Annotated in this window: 22 protein-coding genes; 8 read left to right on the top strand and 14 right to left on the bottom strand. The window is 29.2% G+C overall.

Going from position 1 to position 25,738, the window contains the following annotated elements; all coding sequences use genetic code 11:
* Nucleotides 1-124: 124 nt before the first annotated feature.
* The 6 genes from E7Z81_RS00435 to E7Z81_RS00410 all read right to left on the bottom strand — a co-directional run bounded on the left by E7Z81_RS00435 (nt 125) and on the right by E7Z81_RS00410 (nt 10,679).
* Complete coding sequence (locus E7Z81_RS00435) at nt 125-4,048, bottom strand: hypothetical protein (protein ID WP_292742795.1); 3,924 nt, start codon at nt 4,046-4,048, stop codon at nt 125-127.
* A 97-nt stretch (nt 4,049-4,145) separates the two neighbouring features.
* On the bottom strand, nt 4,146-5,654 hold the full coding sequence (locus E7Z81_RS00430; RefSeq protein WP_292742793.1) for a hypothetical protein: 1,509 nt from the start codon (nt 5,652-5,654) through the stop codon (nt 4,146-4,148).
* Between the two features lie 1,585 nt (nt 5,655-7,239).
* Nucleotides 7,240-7,449: a hypothetical protein gene (locus tag E7Z81_RS00425; protein WP_292742791.1), complete on the bottom strand. Its 210-nt coding sequence runs from the start codon at nt 7,447-7,449 to the stop codon at nt 7,240-7,242.
* Nucleotides 7,450-7,818: 369 nt separating this feature from the next.
* Nucleotides 7,819-8,319, bottom strand: a complete 501-nt coding sequence (locus tag E7Z81_RS00420; RefSeq protein WP_292742789.1) for a DUF4411 family protein — start codon at nt 8,317-8,319, stop codon at nt 7,819-7,821.
* Nucleotides 8,320-8,325: 6 nt separating this feature from the next.
* Nucleotides 8,326-9,480 (bottom strand): ImmA/IrrE family metallo-endopeptidase, encoded by a 1,155-nt coding sequence (locus E7Z81_RS00415; protein ID WP_292742787.1) that lies wholly within the window; start codon nt 9,478-9,480, stop codon nt 8,326-8,328.
* Between the two features lie 503 nt (nt 9,481-9,983).
* Nucleotides 9,984-10,679, bottom strand: coding sequence for a hypothetical protein (locus E7Z81_RS00410; protein ID WP_292742785.1), 696 nt, complete (start codon nt 10,677-10,679; stop codon nt 9,984-9,986).
* A gap of 530 nt (nt 10,680-11,209) precedes the next feature.
* Between E7Z81_RS00410 and E7Z81_RS00405 the strand changes: the two genes are divergently transcribed.
* Nucleotides 11,210-11,434, top strand: coding sequence for a hypothetical protein (locus E7Z81_RS00405; RefSeq protein ID WP_292742783.1), 225 nt, complete (start codon nt 11,210-11,212; stop codon nt 11,432-11,434).
* A gap of 248 nt (nt 11,435-11,682) precedes the next feature.
* On the opposite strand, the gene E7Z81_RS00400 is transcribed toward E7Z81_RS00405, so the two are convergent.
* The 5 genes from E7Z81_RS00400 to E7Z81_RS00380 all read right to left on the bottom strand — a co-directional run bounded on the left by E7Z81_RS00400 (nt 11,683) and on the right by E7Z81_RS00380 (nt 15,399).
* Complete coding sequence (locus E7Z81_RS00400) at nt 11,683-12,465, bottom strand: hypothetical protein (RefSeq protein WP_292742781.1); 783 nt, start codon at nt 12,463-12,465, stop codon at nt 11,683-11,685.
* A 124-nt stretch (nt 12,466-12,589) separates the two neighbouring features.
* Entirely contained in the window at nt 12,590-12,988 is a 399-nt protein-coding gene (locus E7Z81_RS00395) for a hypothetical protein (RefSeq protein ID WP_292742779.1), read from the bottom strand.
* A 50-nt stretch (nt 12,989-13,038) separates the two neighbouring features.
* The gene (locus E7Z81_RS00390; RefSeq protein ID WP_292742777.1) at nt 13,039-13,965 is read right to left on the bottom strand and encodes a hypothetical protein; all 927 of its coding nucleotides are present in this window, start codon (nt 13,963-13,965) and stop codon (nt 13,039-13,041) included.
* A 9-nt stretch (nt 13,966-13,974) separates the two neighbouring features.
* Entirely contained in the window at nt 13,975-14,913 is a 939-nt protein-coding gene (locus tag E7Z81_RS00385) for a hypothetical protein (protein WP_292742775.1), read from the bottom strand.
* Nucleotides 14,914-15,399: a hypothetical protein gene (locus E7Z81_RS00380; RefSeq protein WP_292742773.1), complete on the bottom strand. Its 486-nt coding sequence runs from the start codon at nt 15,397-15,399 to the stop codon at nt 14,914-14,916.
* A 192-nt stretch (nt 15,400-15,591) separates the two neighbouring features.
* On the opposite strand from E7Z81_RS00380, the gene E7Z81_RS00375 reads away from it, so the two are divergent.
* The 5 genes from E7Z81_RS00375 (at nt 15,592) to E7Z81_RS00355 (ending at nt 21,083) form a co-directional block, all read left to right on the top strand.
* Nucleotides 15,592-15,834: a hypothetical protein gene (locus tag E7Z81_RS00375; RefSeq protein WP_292742771.1), complete on the top strand. Its 243-nt coding sequence runs from the start codon at nt 15,592-15,594 to the stop codon at nt 15,832-15,834.
* 109 nt (nt 15,835-15,943) lie between these two features.
* Nucleotides 15,944-18,226 (top strand): EcoAI/FtnUII family type I restriction enzme subunit R, encoded by a 2,283-nt coding sequence (gene hsdR, locus E7Z81_RS00370; protein WP_292742769.1) that lies wholly within the window; start codon nt 15,944-15,946, stop codon nt 18,224-18,226.
* 14 nt (nt 18,227-18,240) lie between these two features.
* A complete protein-coding gene (locus E7Z81_RS00365; RefSeq protein ID WP_292742767.1) occupies nt 18,241-19,710 on the top strand; it encodes a class I SAM-dependent DNA methyltransferase in 1,470 nt (489 codons plus the stop codon).
* Nucleotides 19,711-19,718: 8 nt separating this feature from the next.
* A complete protein-coding gene (locus E7Z81_RS00360) occupies nt 19,719-20,504 on the top strand; it encodes a restriction endonuclease subunit S (RefSeq protein ID WP_292742765.1) in 786 nt (261 codons plus the stop codon).
* Nucleotides 20,505-20,510: 6 nt separating this feature from the next.
* Complete coding sequence (locus E7Z81_RS00355; protein ID WP_367262994.1) at nt 20,511-21,083, top strand: restriction endonuclease subunit S; 573 nt, start codon at nt 20,511-20,513, stop codon at nt 21,081-21,083.
* On the opposite strand, the gene E7Z81_RS00350 is transcribed toward E7Z81_RS00355, so the two are convergent.
* Nucleotides 21,072-22,463, bottom strand: a complete 1,392-nt coding sequence (locus E7Z81_RS00350; RefSeq protein WP_292742762.1) for a restriction endonuclease subunit S — start codon at nt 22,461-22,463, stop codon at nt 21,072-21,074. The genes E7Z81_RS00355 and E7Z81_RS00350 overlap by 12 nt on opposite strands.
* Nucleotides 22,464-22,471: 8 nt before the next feature.
* Between E7Z81_RS00350 and E7Z81_RS00345 the strand changes: the two genes are divergently transcribed.
* Both E7Z81_RS00345 and E7Z81_RS00340 read left to right on the top strand, forming a co-directional pair.
* Complete coding sequence (locus E7Z81_RS00345) at nt 22,472-23,458, top strand: site-specific integrase (RefSeq protein WP_292742760.1); 987 nt, start codon at nt 22,472-22,474, stop codon at nt 23,456-23,458.
* 29 nt (nt 23,459-23,487) lie between these two features.
* Complete coding sequence (locus E7Z81_RS00340) at nt 23,488-24,285, top strand: hypothetical protein (RefSeq protein ID WP_292742758.1); 798 nt, start codon at nt 23,488-23,490, stop codon at nt 24,283-24,285.
* A 28-nt stretch (nt 24,286-24,313) separates the two neighbouring features.
* Here the strand turns inward: E7Z81_RS00340 and E7Z81_RS00335 are convergent, their stop codons facing one another.
* A complete protein-coding gene (locus tag E7Z81_RS00335) occupies nt 24,314-24,583 on the bottom strand; it encodes a transcriptional regulator (RefSeq protein WP_292742756.1) in 270 nt (89 codons plus the stop codon).
* An 11-nt stretch (nt 24,584-24,594) separates the two neighbouring features.
* Nucleotides 24,595-25,737, bottom strand: coding sequence for a hypothetical protein (locus tag E7Z81_RS00330; protein WP_292742754.1), 1,143 nt, complete (start codon nt 25,735-25,737; stop codon nt 24,595-24,597).
* Nucleotide 25,738: the final 1 nt, after the last annotated feature.

The raw sequence follows: 25,738 nt of genomic DNA, 5'->3' as shown, positions 1-25,738 counted from the left end.
AAAAAATAATCTGTTAAAAAAAGTGGATACCTTAAAAATGAAAAAATATAAAAAAGATAAAAATTTTTGTTAAATAAAAAAAAGAAAAAATTGAAGAGCATAATTACTCTTCAAAATTATTTTATTATTTTATTCTTATTTTTATTGTTTTGCTAGATGCTTTGTAGGTTTTATCACCTGCAAATTTGATCTTAGCTGTGTATTTACCTTTTTTGGTTATTTTTATGGTAAATTTAGCTACACCTTTTTTGTTGATTTTTGCGGTGTAGGTTTTACCATTTACTTTTAAGGTTACTTTTTTACCAGATTTTAAGTATGTTTTTTTATCATACTGGTTTTTAACAGTCTTAAGTGTTACGCTAATCTTTTTGGTTTTTGTTTTAGCTTTGAAAACTTTATTGGAAGCTGAAATGGTAGTTTTCTTTTTGGTGACTGTTAATTTTGATGATGCAATTGGTGCTGCATTATATTCATCGCCACCTTGGAAGGATAATGCATAAGTGTATGTGTTAGCATTTGCAAGGTTTACTTGTAGGCCTGCTCTTCCTTGATCATCAGTAGTCACATTATAAATTGGACCATTTACAGCAATTTGAACAGTTTTATTAGCTAAAACATTACCATCACTGTCTTTTAAGATTGCGTAAAACATTCCACCTCTTTCACCTGCATTGTAATCAGTAGCAACACGAGTGAAAGTTTTATCAACAACAATAACTGTGTCTTTTTTACTAATTGGTTTGGTTGAGTTAGTTTTAATAGTAGCAGTGCCATTAACAACATCAACAGGATACTCTACACCATCAACAACAATTGTAACATTAGATTGTGCTTTTTCTAACTGAGTAGTTAAGTTATTTACTTTTTGATTAGCATCAGCAAGATCTTCAGATAATTTAGTAGCATTAGCTTGAGTTTCATTTAACTCAGCAGTTAAATTATCAACCTTAGCATTAGCATCAGTTAAATCATCAGACAACTTAGTAACATTAGCTTGAGCATCAGCAAGATCTTCAGATAACTTAGTAGCATTAGCTTGAGTTTCATTTAACTCAGCAGTTAAATCAGCAATCTTATCAGTAGCATTAGCCAACTCACCAGTTAAATTATCAACCTTAGCATTAGCATCAGCCAAATCGTCAGACAACTTAGTAACATTAGCTTGAGCATCAGCAAGATCTTCAGATAATTTAGTAGCATTAGCTTGAGTTTCATTTAACTCAGCAGTTAAATCAGCAATCTTATCAGTAGCATTAGCCAACTCACCAGTTAAATTATCAACCTTAGCATTTGCTTCTTCTAATTGTTCTTTTAGCTCTGTTATGATTTTATCTTCTGATACTTTTACATCAGTAGTGTTTGTTGCTTGGTTGTATTTCTCATCTCCGAAGAATTTGATGTTTGCTGTGTAGTTTCCTTCAGATACTCCTTCAAGAGTTATGGTTGCCTTACCACTTTCAATGTCACCATAGAATTTTTTACCTGCAACATCGACTAAAACAATACCTGATTCAACATCTGGAACTGTTACTTCAATTTTTGAAGCATTTCCCTCTTCAAAAGCTACTTGTTTTGCAGTTATTGAAGTTTCAGCTTTAGAGACTGTATATTCGGTGGTTGCCATGTCACTTTCATAATTTTTATCACCAGAATATGTGACATCAACGACATAGTCTCCTGCTTGATTGTTTAAATCAATGGTTAATGTTTCATTTGCAGATTTAATATCTGTTTTTTTACCATTAATTTTAACAGTAACTTCCCCAGTAGCATCAGACGGTAAACTGATTGTTAAGGTTACATCGTCTTTTGTTGTGATATTTTCTACTGGTTCAACAATAACATTCATTGAAGGAGCTGCTTTATTAATTGTAATTGTAGCTGTTTTAGTAACATTATTATGGTTTTCATCAACGTTTGTTGTTACATTTAATGTGTATTTGCCAACAGTTAATGTAGGTAATGTGATTTCATTATCTGAAACATTTGCTGTGAATCCATCTAATGAAACAATGACATCTCCAGTTGAGTTTTCAGTTACAACATTAATTACAGCACCTACTCCATAGGTAAATTCATAACTGTCGTTTAAAGTTAAATCGGATTCGGCTTTATTGATAGTTAAAGTAATATCTTCTGCTGTGAACTCTTCATAATTGTCATTGACAATTGAAGTTACTTCTAATGTGTATTCACCAGCAGGCAAAGTATCCAATGTGAATTTGGTGCCTTCGGCGGTTGTGTTTGCTACTTCCACACCGTCTTTGTTTAAAACTCTGACATTTACACCACTTGCATTGGTAGTTGTGAATGGAATTGCAATAACATCACCGTATATGAAAACACTATTTTCAATGCTTACACTAGAGTCTGCTTTATCAACAGTTATACTGTCGACTTTTTCTTTTCCAGTGTATTTGTCACTGCCTGTGTAGGTTACAGTTACTGAGTAGGTAGTTGCGTTTAAGTTGTCAAAGTTTACCACCAATGTTTGGTTTGCTGGTAAAATTTTAGTATCATTACCAAATTTGATGGTTACATTACCTTCAACATCTTTAGGTAAAGTAATATCAATTGTTGCATTTTCACCAACTTTAACTTCACTGGAAGGAACTACATCAAAAACATAATTATTAACTTTAGATACAGTTAATAAAGTTGAATTTGAACCATAAACTTTGTTTACTTCATCAATGTAACTTACAGTTACTGTGTAATTGCCTTCAGTTAATCTATCTTCAATAGTGTAAGTTGTTGAATTAGTGTTATTAACTTCAACTTCATAGGTCTTGTTGTTTACAGTGATTGTAATGTTATTTGTAATTACTTCAGGGAAAGTAACAGTTATGTTTTGGTCTTCACCATAGAATATATTTGGAGCATCAACAGTGAAATTAATAGAACTAAACTTTAGTTCTTTAATTTCAGAACCTAAAATTGCAATAACTGAATGTTCATTTGAATTACTAACGTAAATAGCCCTAAATGTACCATTTGTTAAGATTGCATTAGATTGAATTTCACCAGTATTAGATGATAATGACACGTTCATTGGCTGGAAAGATTCCATGCTTATATTCTCATCACCATCACTCCAACTTAATTTACCAATGATTTCATATTGGTTATTGCCCAAATAATTTTCATAAGTTGAAAATATTGCATTTCTATCTATATGGATAACCCAATTACTTACATATCTACCTTTATCATTTGTAACAGCTGATCTTGGAGGATGAGTATATGTACTAGGGTCATTTTTACCAAACCAACAATTAATGAAATTAATTATTGTATTTTGATTATAACTTGCAAAAGTCATTAAATTCTGAATATTAAAACTACAATTTTCAAATTTATGAGAAATACCTTTTAAATACTTATCAGAAACTATCGCAGAATCGGAAGTACCAATACCCTCAAAATAACAATTATTAAATATTTGATTATAATTTCCACCATCGATAATACGTCCATAATTTAATCCAATAAATGAACAATTATTGTATATACCTAAATTAGCAGTTCCATAAAATAAATCAAAAATTGAAACTACAGGATAGAAATGATCAGAATGGTCTTCAATTAGATTAGTCATAGTAAAATTTGCAGAATTTGAAACTAGACCTAATGCTTTAATAGATGATTCATTATTTGCATTTTTAAAAATAACATTATTCCCCAATCCATTGATAAATAAATTAGAGGTATTAAATTTTAAATATGAATCTAAATAATAAGTTCCATCAAAAATATTTATAACCGTTTTATTCTCACCATTTATATGTTCGCAAGCTAAATTTAAGTTTCCATAAGGATTTTCTTTTGATCCATTCCCTCCATCATCAGTTCTATTTTGACCAACATAAATTTCAATGCAATCAGATTCGGATTTTTCCCCTTCAATATTTGAATCAGTTAAAGCAAGATTATCAGATAAATCATCACTATTTTCAACGTTAATCTCAGCATAAACCCCATCATCACTGTTATTTATAAAATTATCAGTTAATTCTGTAGCTGAAATTATATTAACTGATAAAATCATGATCAATATCAAAAATAAAGATAACATACTCCTTTTCATATAAATCCCTTTAAATAAATAGGGGATTATGTAATAATTACATATCCCATTTTTTAAACTATGGATTTGGACCAACAACTATAGTGCTAGGAGCATTTACAGCAGCATTCCCAATATTAGTTCCATTACCATAAGCAGTTAAATTATTATATTTAATTTCACCAAAACCTGATAAAATATAAACTGCATAATCTGCATTATAAACAGTTACATTATTATAAGTAATATGGAACTCATGTGATAATGGAGTAGATTGAACATAACTTATACCAAATGCATAACTACCATTAGCATAAGGATTAGTATTGTATACTACAATATCATTACCACATACATTTGCATAAGTATCCTGAAGTTCCATTCCAGACACTAATGACCATGGGTCGCTACCTGCTTTACCAGTTACATTAATATGGTTGCCACAAATAGTTAAATTAGTTTCACCATCATAATTTTGAGAGTAAATACCTAAGTTAGGTCCTTGATTTCTTGTAGTTAAATTATTATTACATATTTTTATTCCAGTGTGTGGACCAGTGAGTTGAATACAATATGCTGCACCAGTACCATTACCACCTACTAAATGACCCCCAGACTTATTACCATTCATATTTACAGTGTTACTACAAATTGTTAAATTATCACAGCAGTATACATCAATACCATAAATATAACTATATTGACCTTCTGCTGTTTTCACATCAGTTTCATAAATTATATTGCCTCTAATTTTTGCATTTTTAGATTCTGCAATGATAAATGCATCTAATGTTGGGTAATATCCAACACGTTCTTTACCAATTACTGTTAAATTATTTTTATCAAATTTTAAGTTTGTACAATTTTCTATTGCAACACCTGCAACATAATCAGAATCTATACTGCCATATACATCCCAATTAGGTTGTTTTAGTGGCACAGTTGCATTAATTTCATTTCCATATATTGTTAAGTTTTCACTGTTTACAGCTTTAATTGCATAATTATAATCATAATCATTATCATAATCACAATTATAATTTATTTTATTATTTATTACAATAACATTACTTGCATTTTCAATATCAATTGCATAATAGTCCTGACCATTTGGAGCATCTGCAATTATAGTTGCACCATTTAAAACAATTCCATCATGCAATAATCCGAAACTAATATTATTAAATGTAGCTCCAGTTGCAGTAATTATTATTCCTTGATTGAAATTAAGAGTTTCATAATTAGTTGGAGCAAAGTTTCCAGTAAAGATTACCTCATCTACATTAGCATCATTAAAGACATCATTTGTAAATTTACTTGTATAATTACTTGAATCTAAAGTAATTTTATTTGTACCTGTTGATATAGTTGGTACTTCAATTTCACAATCGCAATTAGTACAATCACAACCACCGGTTCCTCGATCTTGTTCTACTTCATCTACTGAATCTACAGTATCATCTATTTCAATGATTCCTGTGTCATCAGGTACGGTAATGTTGTCAACATCTGTTGCACTGGCTGCACTAACGCAGCAGATTAGCATGACGAACATTACTAAACCAAAGATTTTATAGTTAATCTTCATTTTTTCCACCGTATTTTATATGTTTGAAATTACAAGTTTCTAGAAAAAAAACTTGCAATACTCTTTTCTTTTTAAAAAAGAACCCGAAATTGACCATCCAAATTTTAAGTAGATAGTATTTATCTACTAATTTTTTAAAGCCGGAATCGGGCTTCTTTTTGTTTTCGTAATATTAATTAAAGAAATTGTAATACTTATTGTATATAAAATTAACTTTAATTAATTTTAATTGATAAAATTTAAATCGTTTTATCGATATATTATTTATATAACTATTAATATAAAGTTTTCTAAAATTCAATTTAAATTGACATTATAAAAAAAGAACATTACTCATCCACACCACTTAATCTGACTTTAAAAGAACCCACAAATTATTTAAATAAATTAAAACATCAAAATTTAAAAAATAACCTATTTAACCTAAAAACTAAGTATTTGCACAATTTTTAACTTATAAAAAAATATTACATTCACATCAGAAAAAAATCATTTTTCAAAAATCCCTTTTAAAATTGGTTTTTTACAATTTAAAGAAAAATATCCAACCAAATCAACCATTGCAGATTATAAAGCACTTATTTTAAAAGCCTTAATTTTTAAACCGGATAAATTTGAAAGTAACCAAACGGTTACAAGACTCTAAATCAATATCTAAAAACAAAAACAAAGCTAAATTAAAAACCATTACTAAAAAATAAACTTTAAAATAAAATACATCTTTTAAAACAGTAAGCGCCAAATTCAATATCGAAAGTGAAGTCATTTTCAAAAATTCTAATGTTGTAGATAAATACTATCTATAACATTCAAGGGGTGATGTTATTATGGAAAAAAATGTTTTTTTAAACCATAATAACATTTGTGATTGAATGAAGTAAAAAGAGAAAAAGCACATCTTTTTAGGAGAGTATTTTTTCAGGTTGTTGAGGTCTAAAAATTTATCAAAAAAAATATTCTTCCAGAAAAATTACCTGTGTTCTCTTTTTCTTCTATTATTTCATGTAAAATAATCTGAATTATTCTACAGACTATATTATATTTTTTCAAGTATATATTAGTTTTTGAATTGAAACATGCATTTTTAACTGCTGTGATATATACCAATTCATATATTTATCAAAATAAAAATTGACTTTTAATTTTTTGAGAAATCAACATGACCCCAAAAGACGAATGGATCAACATTAAAAAAAAACGTTGAAGAAATAAAACACCAAAAAGTGGGATAATAAAAAGTGTGTTTTATGCAGGGCAGACCAGCACCAGGACACAGCACTTCTCGTTTAAGAATTTTATACCACTGCGTCTTGAGCAGGACAACGGCATAACCAAGTCATAAGGGTCATAAAAAGCATCATGCATTTTATAATCTAGAGAATACCAATCCCGTAACACTTCTGAAATTCTTTAAGGAGTTTAGGTTTTAGTGGGCATACATAATAAAATATAGTAGGTAACTTATCTTTAAATAGTGCTAAGTCCAAATCTTTTATGAATGAGATATTTTAACAAATAAGTTTTACAAGTTTTAAAAAAATAAAATCAAAATTTTATAGGTTAAATATTAGTTTTATTAGTTAATTTAATGTTCCTTGAAAAAAATAACTTGAACATCCTCATCATCCAAAATAATTTCTTCTTCTTTGCCCAAAAGTTGAATAATTATTTTTCTTTTTAGATCAAATAGTTTCTCATATTTTTTTATTAGTATAACCATGATTCCAGTTTCATATTGAAAAATAAACTCATTTTTACTTAAAATTTCTTTTCCAATCTTTGTTATTACATCCACTTTTTCACCCCCTTTAAATTTTTTTTGAATCTCAAAATTATAACTACTTCACATGTTCCTCCTCCCTTGCAAAATATAATGGAGTGATAAGTACCAAATTCATTATAATCTTATTTAATTGTATTAAATTAATCCTATTTAAATATAACATTTTAATAATTTTTTATTAATGAATTAGAAAAGTATACTTTTCGTATGATTGTATTTAAATGTTATGGTTCTAATACTATTAAAATATAAAATTAACGAAATAATCTAGCATTAACAAATCAAAAAAACAGAAAATAATGCCCATGGAAAATGTAACATAAATAATTAAAGGTTTTAGAAATGAAATATTTCATTTCTAATTTTAAAAAAGAACATACTTTAAAATTTAATATTATTGTCTTCAAAAAACTGTCTTAGATTAACATGCCCCACTCCCAATTCATCACAGACATGTGGAATATTATGTTTTTTTGTTGGTTTTTCATTAGTAACAACCACTGCACCATTTTTCCAACCATAAGCAATGAGCCATGGATCAGCAACAACAGTTGCATAATTTCCCCATTCATTTTCAAGAGAAGTGACAATGCTGTTTCTTCGAAACTCTTCTTTATAAATTGACAACCCTTCAATTAATGGGATGCATTCTTCTTCACCATTAATTAATTCCTTAAATAATGTTTCATTACATTGGGATTCGATATTTAACCAATGATTTTTAATAGGTTCGGATTTTAATTCTAATTTTACTTCAGTAATGGAAACCATAGTTCCATCATCGATTAATTCCTTTACTTTATCCCAAACTGTATCGAATACTGTAGGGAAATAATTCTCATGCATGTCAATTAAAATATTTGTGTCAAAAACATATTGCATAACTCATTACCCCCTAATCTCCAAGTCCAAACCTTTTATTTTATCTAAAGACGTATCCAAATATCTCATTGCCTGGGTGGAAGTAATTATGTCATTATCATAAGCTTCCAAAATTAATCTTGTGTATGAGGTACCATCCTGTTTTCTTTTCATGGAAATTGTTGAAATATGAGGTTCACTATTCCTTCTCCTTTCAGCATCTTTTTCCCTCATTATTTGATTGTCACTTTCAAGCTTTATAATCCATTCATTTTTTAATCCATCATCGATAAAACCGCTATTATTTAACTTGTAAACAATACTTTGTTTACTAACTCCATAAATATTAGATAGTCTAGCGACTTTTAATTCATGTTTATTTTTTGTGAATAATTGAAGGTTTTTAAATGTATCATGAGGCATTAGTATCTCAGCGGCAACATTATTGCAAAATGCTTCTTTTTTGTTATGCTTATCCACATCACATATGGCGCTAGTTCCTTGTATTAAGTGAGCTAACTCATGCATTAATGTGAAAATTCTTCTATTATGATAATTTTTACCATTAAGCAATATAATTGGACAATAATCATAATAAATTGAACATCCACTTATTTCGGATTCTAAGACCCCATTTGTTTCAAATACTAATATCCCTAAATCAAAACAAATTTCTTTCCAATGGTCTAGGAAACTTTTATGAGTTCCATCGCGATTTCCATTATTATTTAATATCCATTTTTGTTGTGTTTCGAAATCAACATTTAGATATTCCCTAATATATTGACCTAATTTAATAGGATTTTTCTCATTGCAAACATGTTTTTTGAAGTTAGGTATCGGTATGCCCATATCTTCATGAATTCTGATATATGCATTTCTTCTGGATTTCGCTTTTCTAATCTCTAATCTTAATTCAGGGCTAAACTCTTCTATTTTTTCATCAGATCTAAATTCAATAAAATCATCATTGTCAATAGGAGGTTTTGAAAGGAAATAAAAGAATGATGGTCTTTTGTATTTTTTTGCCATGTTTCTTAAATCTGTCCATGTAGGAACCTTTTCACCAGTTTCCCATTTTTCAGCATCTTTTAGATAACCTGGCAATTCATCTAATGAAAATCCAGAATCCTCTCTAGCCCACTTTATCATTGCAGGATTTACATTAAGTGCTTCAGGCATTTTAATCAACTCATATATTTACTAGTTTAAATTATTTATGTTATACCAAATAATTATAATTTACCATAACAAGATAGTTTCATCTTGTTGATTATATATTTATTCAATTATATATTTAAATATTATTATTAAAATAAATTAAACATATTTATAAGTATTTACTGAAATAATAGTTAATTGAACACACAATATGGGAAAAACATATAGTGTAAATTTTTAAAAAATGTGCAGAAAAATAGTGAAATGTACAAAAAATAAAAGTAAAAAAAATTATTCCAAATCTTTAATTAAAAAGCATTTAAGACACCATAATTTTATGAAAACATATTATAATAGATACCTTCACAAAAAAATAAAGTTACTCTTTTAAAAATATCATCTCTTAATAGGATAATACCAAATTACATAATAATGCTTCTTTTCTATAATCAAATTTCACTTGACTTTTAATTGTTTTTTGTTGTAGCCTACAATTGAATTATAACTTTAAAACCCCATCAATGTTAAAAAAAATAACTATTTTGAGCATAACTATCATAATTTTTTGCTGTTAAAAATGGAATTAAATGCACATAAATTTTTTTGAGATTTTTTAAGTTTAACTGATTATATTCATAAAATTCAAATGTATGCTTGTTTTTACCACTGAACAATGATATTACCATATCTTGGGACTTTTTATCCAACCGAATATTTTTTTTGCAAATGTGCCTAAAAGTATAAAGTAAATTTTTAGATTTAAAAGTATATTCATAGTGTTCATGATGCATATTTAAGACACTATTAAACTCACTTATGTATGCAGAAATCTTACTTGGATTTAAAAAATTATTTTTATTTGTTTTAAATAATGGTTGATTTAAATCATCCAAATCATTCATCCTTTTTTCTTTTAAATATGTAAAAATAAAAAAACTTGTTTCAGGAGTATTAAATGTAATTTGTTTTTTATATTTAATATCCCAAGACGGAATGATTGACAACGAATCTTTTTTAAGTAGATTACTAAGTGTTTTAGATTCATTCTCATCAAAATAATCATTACAAGCATTTAAAAAATCATTTAATGTTAATTTTGAAATAGTAGTAACATTCATTGATGATGTAAAAACTAAACCCGCAATTGCTTTGTAATGAGTAGGTTTGCTTGATGCAAATGCTATAAATAAATCCCTTAATGGTATTGTTGTCATGCTCATATGTATTTCTATAGATGACCACATTATTAAATATTCTTCTTTTTGGAATAAAAATAATAATGCTACTTAAATATTTCATTATTTAAATAAGTTATATTTAGTATTATTTTTATTAAAAATGATTTAAAAAATCTTTATATATTTAAAAACTAAAACTTTATTAATATTGAGATATATATTATTCTATGAGTGTTATTTTCATTGAAAATACTCATTAAAATTTAAATTACTTAAAGTTAATTTAAGTTAATTTTTAAAAGCTCAAGTGGTTGCTGGTAGCTCATGGACGAGGTAGTGGTAATCTGGTTGGATGATATTTCTTTAGTGTGAATTAAAGAGATATGATGGTGGTGTGAATCTTTGTGATTCAATTGGGCAGAAACTGACATTCGAATTAAATCTCACAAAAATGTGAGTATTGATTTCCAACCATATGATAGCTAAAAATCAAGTTACTGCAAGTGTTAATAAGATATCTTGAATTCATTGTTTATAAGTGTTGGGAATTGATTATCAACAGAGGTATTTTTATGAACATTATAAATGTATGTTCTGAAGAATTAACTCGTGACTGGACCAGCCATATAAACTTATATTTACATGGCGGTTTTAAAATTCACGTTGAAAAAAGCGATGAATTAATAGAAAAAGACGAGTTTTTATTCATCTCTAAAAAATATGGTGAAAAAGAATCTTTCGTTAGATTAAATTCAATTGTCAACTTCGAAATTGTTAGGTTTGACAGGTCTAACTAAATATAAAAGTGGCAATCCAATACTTTTTTTATTATATAATTGCCATAAGGCAATTATATTTTCTATTTATGAAAATACACTCTTAACTCCCCATCTGAAATAAATATTTACTTAAAAAATAAAATATGATACTTAATATAATTAACTCATAGATAATTAAAAGTTCTATTATTCAAATAACTAAGTAGAATTATATGCAAAACTTTTCTAATCAATAAAAATAAAAGAATAATTATAAATTAATTAAATTACAAATCCCATACCCAACATAAAGGTTCATCATGATTTTTTTCACAAACAAAAATTGCATCATCTTTTTGTTTTAAACAAAAATCGCAATTATTTTCATAACGTTCATTTAAGAAATTTTCAAGATTCATAATTTTTAAAAGTAACTCATCTCTCATTTTAACATAAGCTAAATGAACCCCATTAGTCATAGGAACATTATAAGAAATATATAAATTACCATCAACTTCTACAGTTTTAATGACCGAACCTGAAACCACATACTCACTGCTCCTGTTATATTCTTTACTAGAATTAACTTCACTCCCAATCCTACGACTTTCATATATAAACGGCCAATTTCTAACAGCAATTTTAAAATAGTCCCTTTCAACCCATTCGTCCTTTTTAGGATGAAAATCTAAAACATCAACAAGGTAAATTCTACCTTTAAACACTATATATAGCAATATATATTTACTCCCACCATAATAAGGTTTATTAGATGATTCTACTAAGTGTAAATGACTAATATTAAATTTTTTAAAAAGAGTATCATCAATTTTGTTAATTGTTCTGCTTTGATAAGGTACAATGTTTTCTCCATTAACCATGCGACAGATTACTTCATCAAGAAAACCTATATATTCATCAGGAATTTTATTTTTATATATTTTTTCCAATATTTCATCTGAAAAAACAACTGGAAAAGATTTATTATATAATGCCCTTTCTTTAAAATTAAGATAATTATAGAATAAACTTTCATGATAATCTTCACTCTTATCTAAATTTAATTTCAAATCAATATCATGAATATCTTTAATTTCTTTAACTTTATTTTCTAATATATCATGAAAATCATTTAATAAATTAATTTTTTCAAACCTCCAAATTGTTCTTTAAATTAATATTATATAGTAATTTTTATAATTTATTAATGTTCCCATTATGGATCCATTCACGATGCTTTCCAATAGCTACACGTACAATAACCTCAATCAATTCAACTTCATCAATCTGTTTGAAATAATATTCAGCAGGTCCTTCCAACATCTGCCTTAAATCATAAAAAGGCCTTGGATTAACAGCATCCAGATGCATCAAGCCATACCTCTTCAACAATTTAACATTTTCTGTTTCGTATTTCTCCAATCCAGATTTTTGAACCTTTGTGGCAACGGTCTTTTCTTTTTTATCAAAAATCTTAGCAATTTGAGATGAATCAATCAGTATACTAGATTCGATTAAAAGCAATGTTATTTCCTTTCCTTTAACTGTTATTGTTGTTGGATGTGAATTTTCACTGTCCAGTATCAGTTTCATTTTTATTGCCCCATATAATAAGTTTAGATGGGAAGTTAATCCCAACTATTTTAAGCCCTGAACTTACCTTTGATGATTCTGTTAGGTGCATTCATCAAAACACCAACTGAAGTAAGTATGAATAGCTTTGTATACATCGGAAGTTCATCTCTGATATCCTTGCGCATGAACTCAATCAAAGGATAGAAATCATACACGTCCCCATCAGGACCAAGAGGTGCAACGGTTGTTCCACTGATTTTCGAATAGAGAAGTTTCATTCCAGGGTTTTGATAGTCCATACCGATGTAGGTCTTCTCGGCAATTTCAGATCCACCATCACAAACGGCAGTACCCAACAAGTCAATATTGTCAATACCGTAATATGACCTTATCTCCTCAACCGGCTCCACCTGCCTATTTGAAGCAAACATGTCAGACTTTAATGTAGTCAATGACTTGTAATTAACTGCCATACTGTTTAGGTTACAGAAGCTTCCTGCTGATTCCTTGAACTTCTCCTGAGCTTTAAGGATTGTAACTCCGCTGTCATCGCCTGAAGTATAATTATATGTTGCTACTTTAGGGTTGTTTAAAATCATGTTGATTGCAGCCTGCTCAATACTTCTGCCAATCAATATTCCAACATCCTGAAGCATATCATTTACGGAAATCAAGTTGGAGTCAAGCATCTGTGCGGACACGTTCAAAACACCACCGATTGTATCGATTGATACTGTATCACTTACTGGTTTTCTTACGTTAAGTTCCTGTAGTGTTGCTCCAGGTGCAACGTCTTTTGCCTCACCCAATTGTCCTTTTGCTATTATCTCATCAATATTAACACGTTGAGACATGTATGTATAATATTGAGAATTCTCTTCAATTTCCTGCTTTGGAATCAGTCTTGTGAATCTCATCCATTTGGCTGAAGTGTCTGCAACAATCTGTGCCATCACTTCATCCTGAACTTTAGCATTGTTTCCTTTAGTTAACATTAATATCACCTATGGCCTGCATGTACCTGTAAGGGCAAGATGCGGTTTGTTCAACAATATTCCAACCTTAGACTGTATGAAGAGTTTTGTATACTGCGGCAGCTCATCATATATGTCTTTACGCATGATTTCAATTATAGGATAGAAATCAGCAATGTTTTCATCTGAAGTAATCGGTGCTACAGTTGTTCCAGAGGATTTGGAATAGAGTACTGTCAACGGTGCATTCCTTAAGTCAAATGCGATGTAGTCCTTTTCTCCAAGCATTGCCCCTCCGTCTGCATGGGTTGTTCCCAAAAAGTCAATATTATCCACACCGTAATAGCTTTGTATTTCCTCAATCGGCTGAACTAACTTATTACTCATATATGCCAATTGCTTAATATAGCTTAATGTCCTGTATGACTCGACCATTACTGTTAAATCAGCACCTGCTCCGGAACTGCCTTTAAATGCTTCCTGTGCCTTGATGACAAACTGTCCGAATGCTTCCATGGTATCCTCGGTTTGTGTGGTATTGTATGTTGGAACCTTAGGTGAGCTTACAAGAGTATTGTAAATGTTAGACTCAATTTTATTGGCAATAAGTGTTGCCACATCCGCCAATAAATCCTCAAAGGATATTCTGTCACTGTCGAAGACATCCTTATTGACATTCAAGACACCACCAACAGTGTCAATACTGATAGTGTCTGTTACAGGTTTTCTTATGTTTAACTCTTGTAAGGATGCACCAGGTGCAAGGTCTTTTGCTTCACCTAGAAGGCCACGTTTTATTGCTTCATCAAGATTGATGTTTTGTCTAAAGTAAGTATAATAATCAGAGTTCTCCTTGATTTCTTGTTTTGGAAAGAGTCTAGCTAGCCTTAATCTTTTGGCTGACTCATCAGTAATAGTTTGAGCTATTACCTCATTTTGCACTTTAGTATCATTTCCTTTTGTTATCATTTAAGCCTCACCTATATCATATGGTCTGAATACTTCAATGTAATTGTAATCATCTGAGCTAGCTACAGGGTGCATTGCAATATATTCACCGTCATCTGATTTGATAGCTCCAGTGCTTGTTAAAGCAATTCTATCTTTAACGTTAATATTTGACAATCCACTAGCTAATTTTAATCTGAATAAATGACCTAATACTAAGATTGCAGTTTTTCTTCTACCACCAGTCATGGTGATTGGATCGTTTACTGCAATGCCCAGAATGATTTCACCATCTGCTGCAGTGTATTTTTTGACTGTTGGTTTTCCAATATCTGAGTTAGCTGATAATGTTACGGCATCATCAACTTTGATTTTATCTCCTGCATATTCATAACCTGGAGTTTCACCAGTAGGGGTTGTTACAGTAGTTGCAGTGATTTCACCTTCATCCAGAAGGAAAGTTGTGACTTCTTTTCTCTCTTCAAGTAAAATTATAGAATCTGCCATTAAATTTTTCCTCCACTTAATTTATTATATAATTTATTATTTATAATATATAAATATTTATATATAATAGCTACTTTTTATAGAAAAAATGTATAAACATAAAACTGAAGTAACTAATAATAAAAGTGAGAATAATGATTAAATCCGAAAATACCACTCGAAGATTATCTTAATGATTTATATCAGTTAGGTGTGATACAAGGAGAACATAACATCAATTGGGCCAATGAATATAATCTATTGGAACATTCTAAGGAATATTACAACAAAACAAAAAGTATTGCCGATAAGTACAACATTGATGATGAGATTTCCCTCGAGGATTGGCATGAAAGCTATGATGAGGAAGAATACCTATTATGGGGCAAGTTAGCATTCAATATTAACGAAATTACAAAAGAACATATCATGAATATCATAAATAAAAATTATTGATTAAAACTTATTATTTGATTATCTTGAAGCAATATTGCTTTCATATAAAAAAGTTTATTTTATCAAAAAATAAACTATATATTAATAGAATTATAATGTTGTGTCAATAATGAGTTACAATAATTATTCTGAAGAAGATGTAAAATATCAATTCATTACACCTTCAATTGAAAATGCCGGATGGGATAAAACCCAAATTCGTTTTGAATATTCATTCACCGATGGGCAAATGATAATCAAAGGCATGAAAGCTAAAAGAGGTGCAAGAAAAAGAGCTGATTATCTTCTTTCATATAAACCAAATTTACCGTTAGCTATTGTTGAAGCTAAAGATCAAAAACATGCTGTTGGTGATGGCATGCAACAAGGAATACATTATGCTGAAATTTTAGATGTTCCTTTTGTATACAGTTCCAATGGTAGTGGATTTTTAGAACACGATATGATAACTGGAAAAGAAAGAGAACTTTATTTAGAAGAATTTCCTTCTCCTGAAGAGTTATGGGAGAGAATGATTCATGAAAAGAAAATTTCTGATGAAGTTGAAGATATAATAAGAGAACCTTATCATATAGATAATGGACAAAAACCCAAAATTCCACGTTATTATCAAAGAATTGCAATTAATAGAACAATTGAATCAATTGCTAATGGAAAAAATAGAATTTTATTAGTAATGGCAACTGGTACTGGAAAAACATTCACAGCATTTCAAATTGCCCATAGATTATGGAAATCTGGAACTAAAAAGAAAATTTTGTATTTAGCAGACAGAAATATTCTCATTGACCAAACTATGACACAAGACTTCAAACCATTCGAAAAAGTCATGACCAAAGTCCAAAAACATGAATTGGACAGTTCTTATGAAGTATTTTTTGCACTTTATCAACAATTAGTTACTCCTGATGCAGATAAACAACCTTATGAAGATTTAGATCCTGAATTTTTTGATTTGATTTTTGTTGATGAATGTCATAGGGGCAGTGCGAAAGCTGATTCAGAATGGAGAGAAATTTTAGAGTACTTTAGTTCCGCAACTCAAATTGGTATGACAGCTACACCAAAAGAAACAAAACAAGCTTCAAACATTACCTACTTTGGTGAACCAGTTTACACATACAGTTTAAAACAAGGAATACAAGACGGATTTTTAGCACCTTACAAAGTAATTAGAATTTTAACTGACATTGATGCAAATGGCTATAGGCCACCTAAAGATAAACTGGATATACATGGAAACCCGGTTGAAGATAGAATTTACAATACTCTAGATTTTGATAAAAACATTATAATTGATGAAAGAACAGAAATCGTAGCTTCTAAAATAACAGAATATCTAAAGAGAACAAATAGGTTTGATAAAACAATTGTATTCTGTGTAGATACAAATCATGCAGAAAGAATGAGACAAGCTCTGGTCAATGCCAATAATGATTTGGTTGCTGAGAATTCCAAATATGTTGTAAGAATAACAGGCAATGATGAATTCGGCAAATCACAATTAGATTACTTCATAGATTCACATGAAAAATATCCAGTCATTGCAACAACATCTATGTTAATGTCAACAGGTGTCGATTCAAAAACAACTAAATTAATAGTCTTAGATAAGAATATCGGATCCATGACAGAATTTAAACAAATTATAGGAAGAGGTACTAGATTACGTGAAGACTTAGGAAAAAATTTCTTCACAATTATGGACTTCAGAAATAATACCCGTAAATTCGCTGATCCAGCATTTGATGGAAAACCAGTTGTTATTTTAGAAGATATACCTCCTAAACCTATTCCAGATCCTGTTGACCCACCCGTTGAACCACCTAAAGTTGTTCCAAGAGTTAATGGAGTTCCAGTTACTGTTATTTTAGAACAAAACCAATGTTATGATGAACATGGGAAATTAAAAACAGACAATTTCATTGATTTTACTAGAAACAATATCTTAAGAGAATATTCCACATTAGAAGAATTTATTAAAACATGGAATTCATACGATAAAAAACAAGCTATTATTGATGAGTTATACCAACATGAAATCTTTTTAGATGAATTAAGAGAATTGTCTGGTAATGATGAAATGGATGACTTTGATTTAATATGCCATATTGCATTCGATAAAGAACCGCTTACTCGTTCAGAAAGAGCGAACAACGTCAAAAAACGTGATTACTTAAATAAATATGAAGGTATTGCTCGCCAAGTACTTGAAGGATTACTTGATAAGTATTCTAGTGAAGGAATAACAGATATAGAAAATATTAGAATCCTTGAAAATGACCCTTTTAGAAGAATTGCAAGTACTAAAAAGATCGTTTCTGAGTTTGGTGGGCGTGATGGTTTTTTGAATGCTATACACGATTTACAAAAAGAGTTGTATGTTGATTAGGGAGGAGGGTTGGAATGGAATTAAATAATTTTGTTAAAAGCATTCAAGACATTATGCGCAATGATGCCGGTGTTAATGGTGATGCACAAAGAATTGAACAGATGACTTGGACACTATTTTTAAAAATATATGATGCTCAAGAAGAAGAATGGGAAATTTATGAAGACAATTATAAATCCATCATCCCCGAACATTTAAGATGGAGAAATTGGGCTGTTGATAAAAAAGATGGTAAAGCTAAAACTGGAGATGACTTACTTAACTTTATCAACCAAGAGTTGTTTCCAACACTTAAAAATTTAGAAATATCTCAAGACACACCAATGGGTCAAAAAATCGTTAAAGATGTTTTTGAAGACAATAATAATTATATGAAGGATGGTGTTCTTCTAAGGCAAGTCATAAACATAATTGATGAATTAAATTTTGATGACTACAATGACAAACATGCATTTGGTGAAATATATGAAAAAATACTTAAAGATTTACAAAGTGCAGGAAATGCTGGAGAATTCTATACTCCACGTGCAGTAACAGATTTCATGGCATTAATGTTACATCCAGAGTTAAATGAAAAAATAGCTGATTTTGCATGTGGAACTGGTGGATTTTTAACTTCAGTACTTAATATATTAGATGATAAGGTTTCATCAACCACTGATCGTGAATTATATAAGAATGCAGTATTTGGTATAGAAAAGAAAGCTTTACCTTATATGCTTTGTGCAACTAATATGCTGTTACATGATCTTGATAATCCAAACATTATTCATGGAAATTCATTTGACAGGAATGTATTGGATTATACGGAAGATGAAAAATTTGATGTTGTAATAATGAATCCTCCTTATGGTGGAAGTGAGAAAAAAACAGTGCAAGACAATTTCCCTAAAGATTTAAGAAGTTCTGAAACTGCAGATTTATTCATGTCAGTTATTATGTACCGATTAAAAGAAAATGGTAGAGCTGCAGTTATTTTACCTGATGGATTTTTATTCGGAACTGATAATATAAAAGTATCTATTAAAAAGAAACTATTGGATGAATTTAACTTGCATACTGTTATAAGACTTCCAGGAAGCGTTTTTGCACCATATACAAGTATTACTACAAATATTCTGTTTTTTGATAAATCAAGTAAAGGAACTAAAGAAACTTGGTTTTATAGAGTTGACATGCCTGAAGGTTATAAACACTTTTCTAAAACAAAACCAATGAAATTAGAACATTTTGATGATTGTGTATCATGGTGGGACGATAAACAACCTATAGAAATTGACGGCTTTGATAAAGCTAGATTATATACAATTGATGAAATTAAAGATAACAACTATAATTTAGATTTATGTGGCTTCCCACATGAAGAAGAAATAATTTTACCTCCAGATGAGTTAATTGCAAATTATCAAAAAGAAAGAGCAGAACTCGAAGCTAAAATAGATAAAACACTATCTGAAATTAAAAAAATATTGGATATTGAATAGGTGAGTCTATGAAAGCTGAAGATTTAAAAAACTCAATACTTCAATTAGCAATGGAAGGTAAATTAGTTCCACAAGATCCAAATGATGAACCCGCTTCTGTTTTATTAGAAAAAATTCGTGAAGAAAAAGAACAATTAATTAAGGAGAAAAAAATCAAAAGAAACAAAAACGAATCGTTTATTTATAAAAGGGATAATCATTTCTATGAAAAGATTGGTGATAATGAACCTGTTTGTATTGATGATGAAATTCCTTTTGAAATTCCAGATAATTGGGCGTGGGTTAGATTAGATAGTGTTTGTAAATATATACAAAGAGGAAAATCACCAAAGTATTCTGAAATTAAGAAATTCCCTGTTGTTGCTCAAAAGTGCAATCAATGGTCGGGATTCTCACTCGAAAAAGCAAAATTTATTGATCCAAAAACTGTTGATTCATATAATGAAGAACGTATATTACAAAATAAAGATATAATGTGGAATTCGACAGGTTTAGGTACATTAGGCAGGGTTGGTTTGTATGATGAATCTGTTAATAAATATGGATGGGCTGTTGCAGATAGTCATGTTACAATTATAAGACCATTTGCAGAATATATTTTACAAGAATTTATCTATTTATTTTTAGCAAGCCCAACAGTACAGTTAGTAATAGAATCTAAAGCAGGCGGGTCAACAAAACAAAAAGAACTAAATTTATCAACTATTAAAAATTATTTAATTCCTTTAGCTCCGTATAATGAACAAAAAAAGATAATCGAAAAAGTACATAATTTAAATAAAGTACTTGAGTAATAATTTATTATTAAAGAAAACAATCATTTTTATGAAAAAATTGGAAAAAACAATCCTATTTGCATTGATGATGAACTTCCTTTTGATATTCCAGATAACTGGGAATGGTGTAAATTAGAAAATATAATTGAACTTATTTCTGGAAGAGATTTGAAAAAAACACAATATAATGATTTAAAAAAAGGAATTCCATATGTTACTGGTGCAAGCAATATTATAAATGGCCAATTATTAATTAATAGATGGACTGATGAGCCTGCAGTTATAGCTATAAAAAATGATATTTTATTAAGTTGTAAAGGAACAATAGGCAAAATATTAATATTAAATGAAGATAAAGTCCATATTGCTAGACAAATAATGAGTATTCGTTTAATAGATGAAACTTTAATTAATAGGGAGTATATTGTAATATTTTTAATGTATTATGTTACTAATTTAATCAATATTGCTAAAAGTATGATCCCAGGCATATCTCGTGAAGATGTTTTAAAAATAAATATTCCATTACCTTCTTTAGAAGAACAAAAAAGAATTGTTGAAAGAATAGATTTATTATTTGAAGAATTAAACTTTTAATCTTAAATTAATTTCATTAAATATTTTTTCAATTTTATTAACAATTATCTCCTGTTCAATAAATGGAGGTATGGGAATCAATAAATTTTTTAAAGATTTTGCATTGACATTGGGTTGTCCTGTTCCTTTAGTGTTATCTCTTAATTGACTCCAAAATAAAGGACTTTCAAAAAATTGTTTCAAGTAATTTTCATTAATATTTTTCAATGGAATAATTCTAATTAAATAAGAAGCAAAAACAGCTTTTTTATTTAAATTATTAATTATATAGGATTTTCCAATTGTTCCTCCAGTACGAGCCATGACTATGTCTCTATTTCTTAAAATGTAATTTGCTAATTTATCTTCACTAATAACACAATATGGTACTGAATCCCAATTTACATTATTTTCATGAATATCAGTTATTCTCAGAAGTCTTACATCGCCTACTTCTTGGGCTGAAGCAGTATAACCATAATGGATATTTGAAGTTATATTTTCTAGTTTACACCACATCCAATTGCCCGGAATTTCGAAAGGTAAATCATTAGTTATATCAACTACTTCTTTTCCAATTTTTTCATAAAAATGATTGTTTTCTTTAAAAATATATGATTCATTTTTATTTCTTTTGATTTTTTTCTCTTTAATCAATCTTTCTTTTTCATCTCTAATTTTTTCCAATAAAACTGATGCAGGTTCATCATTAGAATCTTGAGGAACCAACTTACCTTGAATAGCTTCCTGTAAAATAGAACTCTTAAGTTTATCTGGAAATTCAGAATTTAATTTATCTAATTTCTTTTTATTAATACCATATTCATTAATTAATGGATTTAACTTATTAATTTCTTTGACCATTCTCTTTTGTTCATTTAAAGGAGGTAATGGGATATTAATTTTTAAAACATCTTCACGAGATATTCCTGGAATCATACTTTTAGCAATATTGATTAAATTATTAACGTAATACATTAAAAATATTACAATATACTCCCTATTAATTAAAGTTTCATCTATTAAACGAATACTCATTATTTGTCTAGCAATATGGACTTTATCTTCATTTAATATTAGTATTTTACCTATAGTCCCCTTACAACTTAATAAAATATCCTTTTTTATAGCTATAACTGCCGGTTCCTCAGTCCACCTATTAATTAATAATTGATTATTAATAATATTACTAGCTCCAGTAACATATGGAATGCCTTTATTTAAATCATTATATTGTGTTTTTTTCAAATCCCTCCCTGAAATGAGCTCAATTATATTTTCAAACTTACACCATTCCCAAGTATCTGGAATGTCAAAAGGAATTTCATCATCAATACAAACAGGTTCACCTTTCTTACCAATCTTCTCATAAAAATGTCCATTTTTTCTGAAAGTAAACAAATATTATTATGAATCATGAAGACAAAGAAATCATGAATGAGTTCATTAAAATTCGAAATTTGAATAATAGAACTGTTTATGGTTATAACAATGCAATCAAACTTTATACAAATTTTAATAACATGTCTTTATCAGAACTTCTTAAAGAAGCTGAAGAAGATGAGGAAAATGGAGTTAGATGGAAAAATCGTAGGATTAAAAAAAGATTATTAAATTTTAGAGCGTATTTACAAAAACAATACCTCATAAGCACTGTTAAAGTTCATTTTCAAAGAATCTTAACTATTTATAGGCATTTTGAAATTGAGATTCATAATTTGCCACCTTTAAATCTTAAAAATAGTAATAAATTAAAACCAATAATGTTTGAAGATTTACCTACTAAAAAAATCATTAAAGATGCTATTAACATCACTAATCCTATTATGAAAGCAATTATTTTATTTATTTCCAGTAGTGGCTGTGCTCGCCAAGAAACATTGAATATTACAATTCAAGATTTTATTGATTCCACAAAAGAATATCATGATAGTAATGATATTTATGAAATAATAACTATTTTAATTAAGAGAAATGATGTAGTTCCAACATTTAAACTTAAAAGACAAAAAACTAATAAGTTTTATTTTACTTTCTGTTCTCCAGAAGCCGTTACTTATATCTTAGATTATTTAATTATATCTAAAAGAAAATTAAAAAATGATGATAAGTTATTTAAAACTAATTTAGATTATTTGAATAATTATTTCAACGAAATTAATGAAACTTTAAATTTAGGTAAAGTCAGAAAGTATAATCGTTTTAGAAGTCATATGTTACGAAAATTTCATGCTTCAGCATTATATAATCACGAAAATGGTTTGAGTTTAGAAGAAATTGATGCACTTCAAGGAAGAGGTAAGAACAATACTCATTCATCTTATTTCATGGAAAATCCTAAAAATCTTAAAGAGAAATATATTAATTCTTTAAAATCCATATTAATTTTTAATTAGATATTGAAATTAATATGGGATGCATATAAATGGATATTAAAAATAGCGTGATTTATTTTTTAATAGGTATAATGGGAATTTTAGCAATTGTTTCTATAGGTATAATTTTTTTCGTTTGTACTCCAATTGAAATAAAAACTGTGTTTGCTAGTTTGTTTATGGGATCAATAACATTGATTGGTATTTTAATTAATTTTAAATTTAATATGGATTTAATGAAATATAATAATGAATTATTTGACGAAAATTTAAATTCAAGATTTTTACAATTAAGATACATTCATTCAAAAAAGGCTATTAATCTTTTAAAAAGAGAAATTCAAATTACTCTTTTAGTATATAATTACATTAAAACTAATGTTGAAAATAAAGATGTTGGGATAGAATGTTTATCAGGTCATGCATATCTTATTATGCAGTTTGTAAATCTCATTTCAAATCCAGAATTAATGGATGATTTACCAATAACTTTAAAAGGAGATTTTGAAAAAAAATTTGAAAAAATAGTTATAACCAATCCAACATATGCTCCTTCTTTAAAATATTTGGCAATAATGGAAAATACACCTACGTATGACATTCAAAATATCCCCTTCCCATATTATATTGAATATAAACAAGCTATTGATAACTTTAATGAATCAGAGCACATCATTCAAAACAAACATGTATTTTCATGTTATTTCGAATCTAATGACATTACTGAAGAAGATATGTTTAATCATTTTACAAATGTTTTCAATGAAATAATTAATAATACCATTGAAAATTTGATTTTAAGAGATCGTGACGTAGAAATTAGAAAAGAAGATTATAAAGTTTTATAATAATAGTTAAATTGGTTACTATAGATGATTATTCTTTAAAATTTTTAATTAACTCATCACCTTTCTCAGTCAGCCTATATAGTCTACCTTTTCTAACTTCAGGATTAATGCATTCAACAAGTTCATGTGCTTTTAATTCTCCCAGAACCTTTGAAATGTGATTTGTTCTAATCCCTGAGTTTTTAGCTATTTGGGAAGGTATTAACACTTCTCCATCTAAAGACTTCATTACTTTAGTTCTGTACTTTGATATATTTACATAACTCATTTCTATTAACAGTTCATCTGACAGTTCCATATTATCACTTATTAAATTCTTACAAAATAAATTGTATCCTCATCATAGCTACTTAGCGCATCATAAGCTGATTGAGTCATGAAGCGGAACTTACCGAAGACTCCATATTCAACTCCCATATAAACAGGCCCACTACTTTTTGCAAGATACATCTGTATGCCTCCAGAATATTTTAAAGGTATCACAGAATAGGCATCAAGTGATTCAGTTTCCCATGACGAACCGTTATACTCTTTAATAGCCATTACTGAATTTGTTACAATAGCTACACGATATCCTTTGCTAACACCAGTAGGCAATGTTGTTGTAGTCAATATTGCATCGACTGGCAGTTTCCATCCTGCGTTTTCATCTGTTGCAGGACCTGTTGCACCAGTATCTCCTTTTGCTCCGGTTTTACCTGTAGCTCCAGTATCTCCCTTAGCACCAGTATCACCTTTACTACCAGTGCCTCCAGTGTCACCTTTTGGACCTTTTAAACTGGCCAATTGTTCTGGTGTGAAATCTTCAAATGTGAATGCATCACCTGTATCGCCTTTAACACCTGTGTCTCCTTTAACTCCGGTTTCACCAGTATCTCCTTTATCTCCTTTAATGTTTCCGACATTATTCCATGATGAACCGTTCCAGACATAAAGAGATCCGTTTACCAGATAGCCATCACCATCACTGCCTTGAGGATGTTCATTAATCAGTTCCTCGTAAGTACTATACGAACATTTAATAGTAAGACCAGCGCCAGTAGCTCCAGTGTCCCCAGTCGGCCCGGCCGGTCCAGTATCTCCAGCAGGTCCTGTGTCTCCAGTATCTCCCTTAAGTCCCTGTTCTCCTTGCGGTCCAGCTGGTCCAGTCTCGCCTTTGTCTCCTTTACTGCCTTTCGCACCAGTATCTCCTTTAACACCTTTATCACCAGTATCACCTTTATCTCCTTTAAGAGAACCTGCATTTGCCCAGCCGGTTCCCTCCCAATAATAATAGCTACCGTCAACAATATATGCATCACCTAAACTTCCTGAAGGATGAACCTGAATGAACTCTTCATAAGTGTTGTAATGTCCTTTTATTACAGTTCCGATGCCAATGTCTCCGGTATCCCCTTTAGGTCCGGTATCGCCAACTACACGTCCAATTTCTATCCATTCTGTATCTGCCATT

It is taken from the genome of Methanobrevibacter sp. (assembly GCF_015062935.1).
In the GTDB taxonomy this organism is placed as follows: Archaea; Methanobacteriota; Methanobacteria; order Methanobacteriales; family Methanobacteriaceae; genus Methanocatella.
This window is presented reverse-complemented; position numbering and strand designations above follow the sequence as displayed.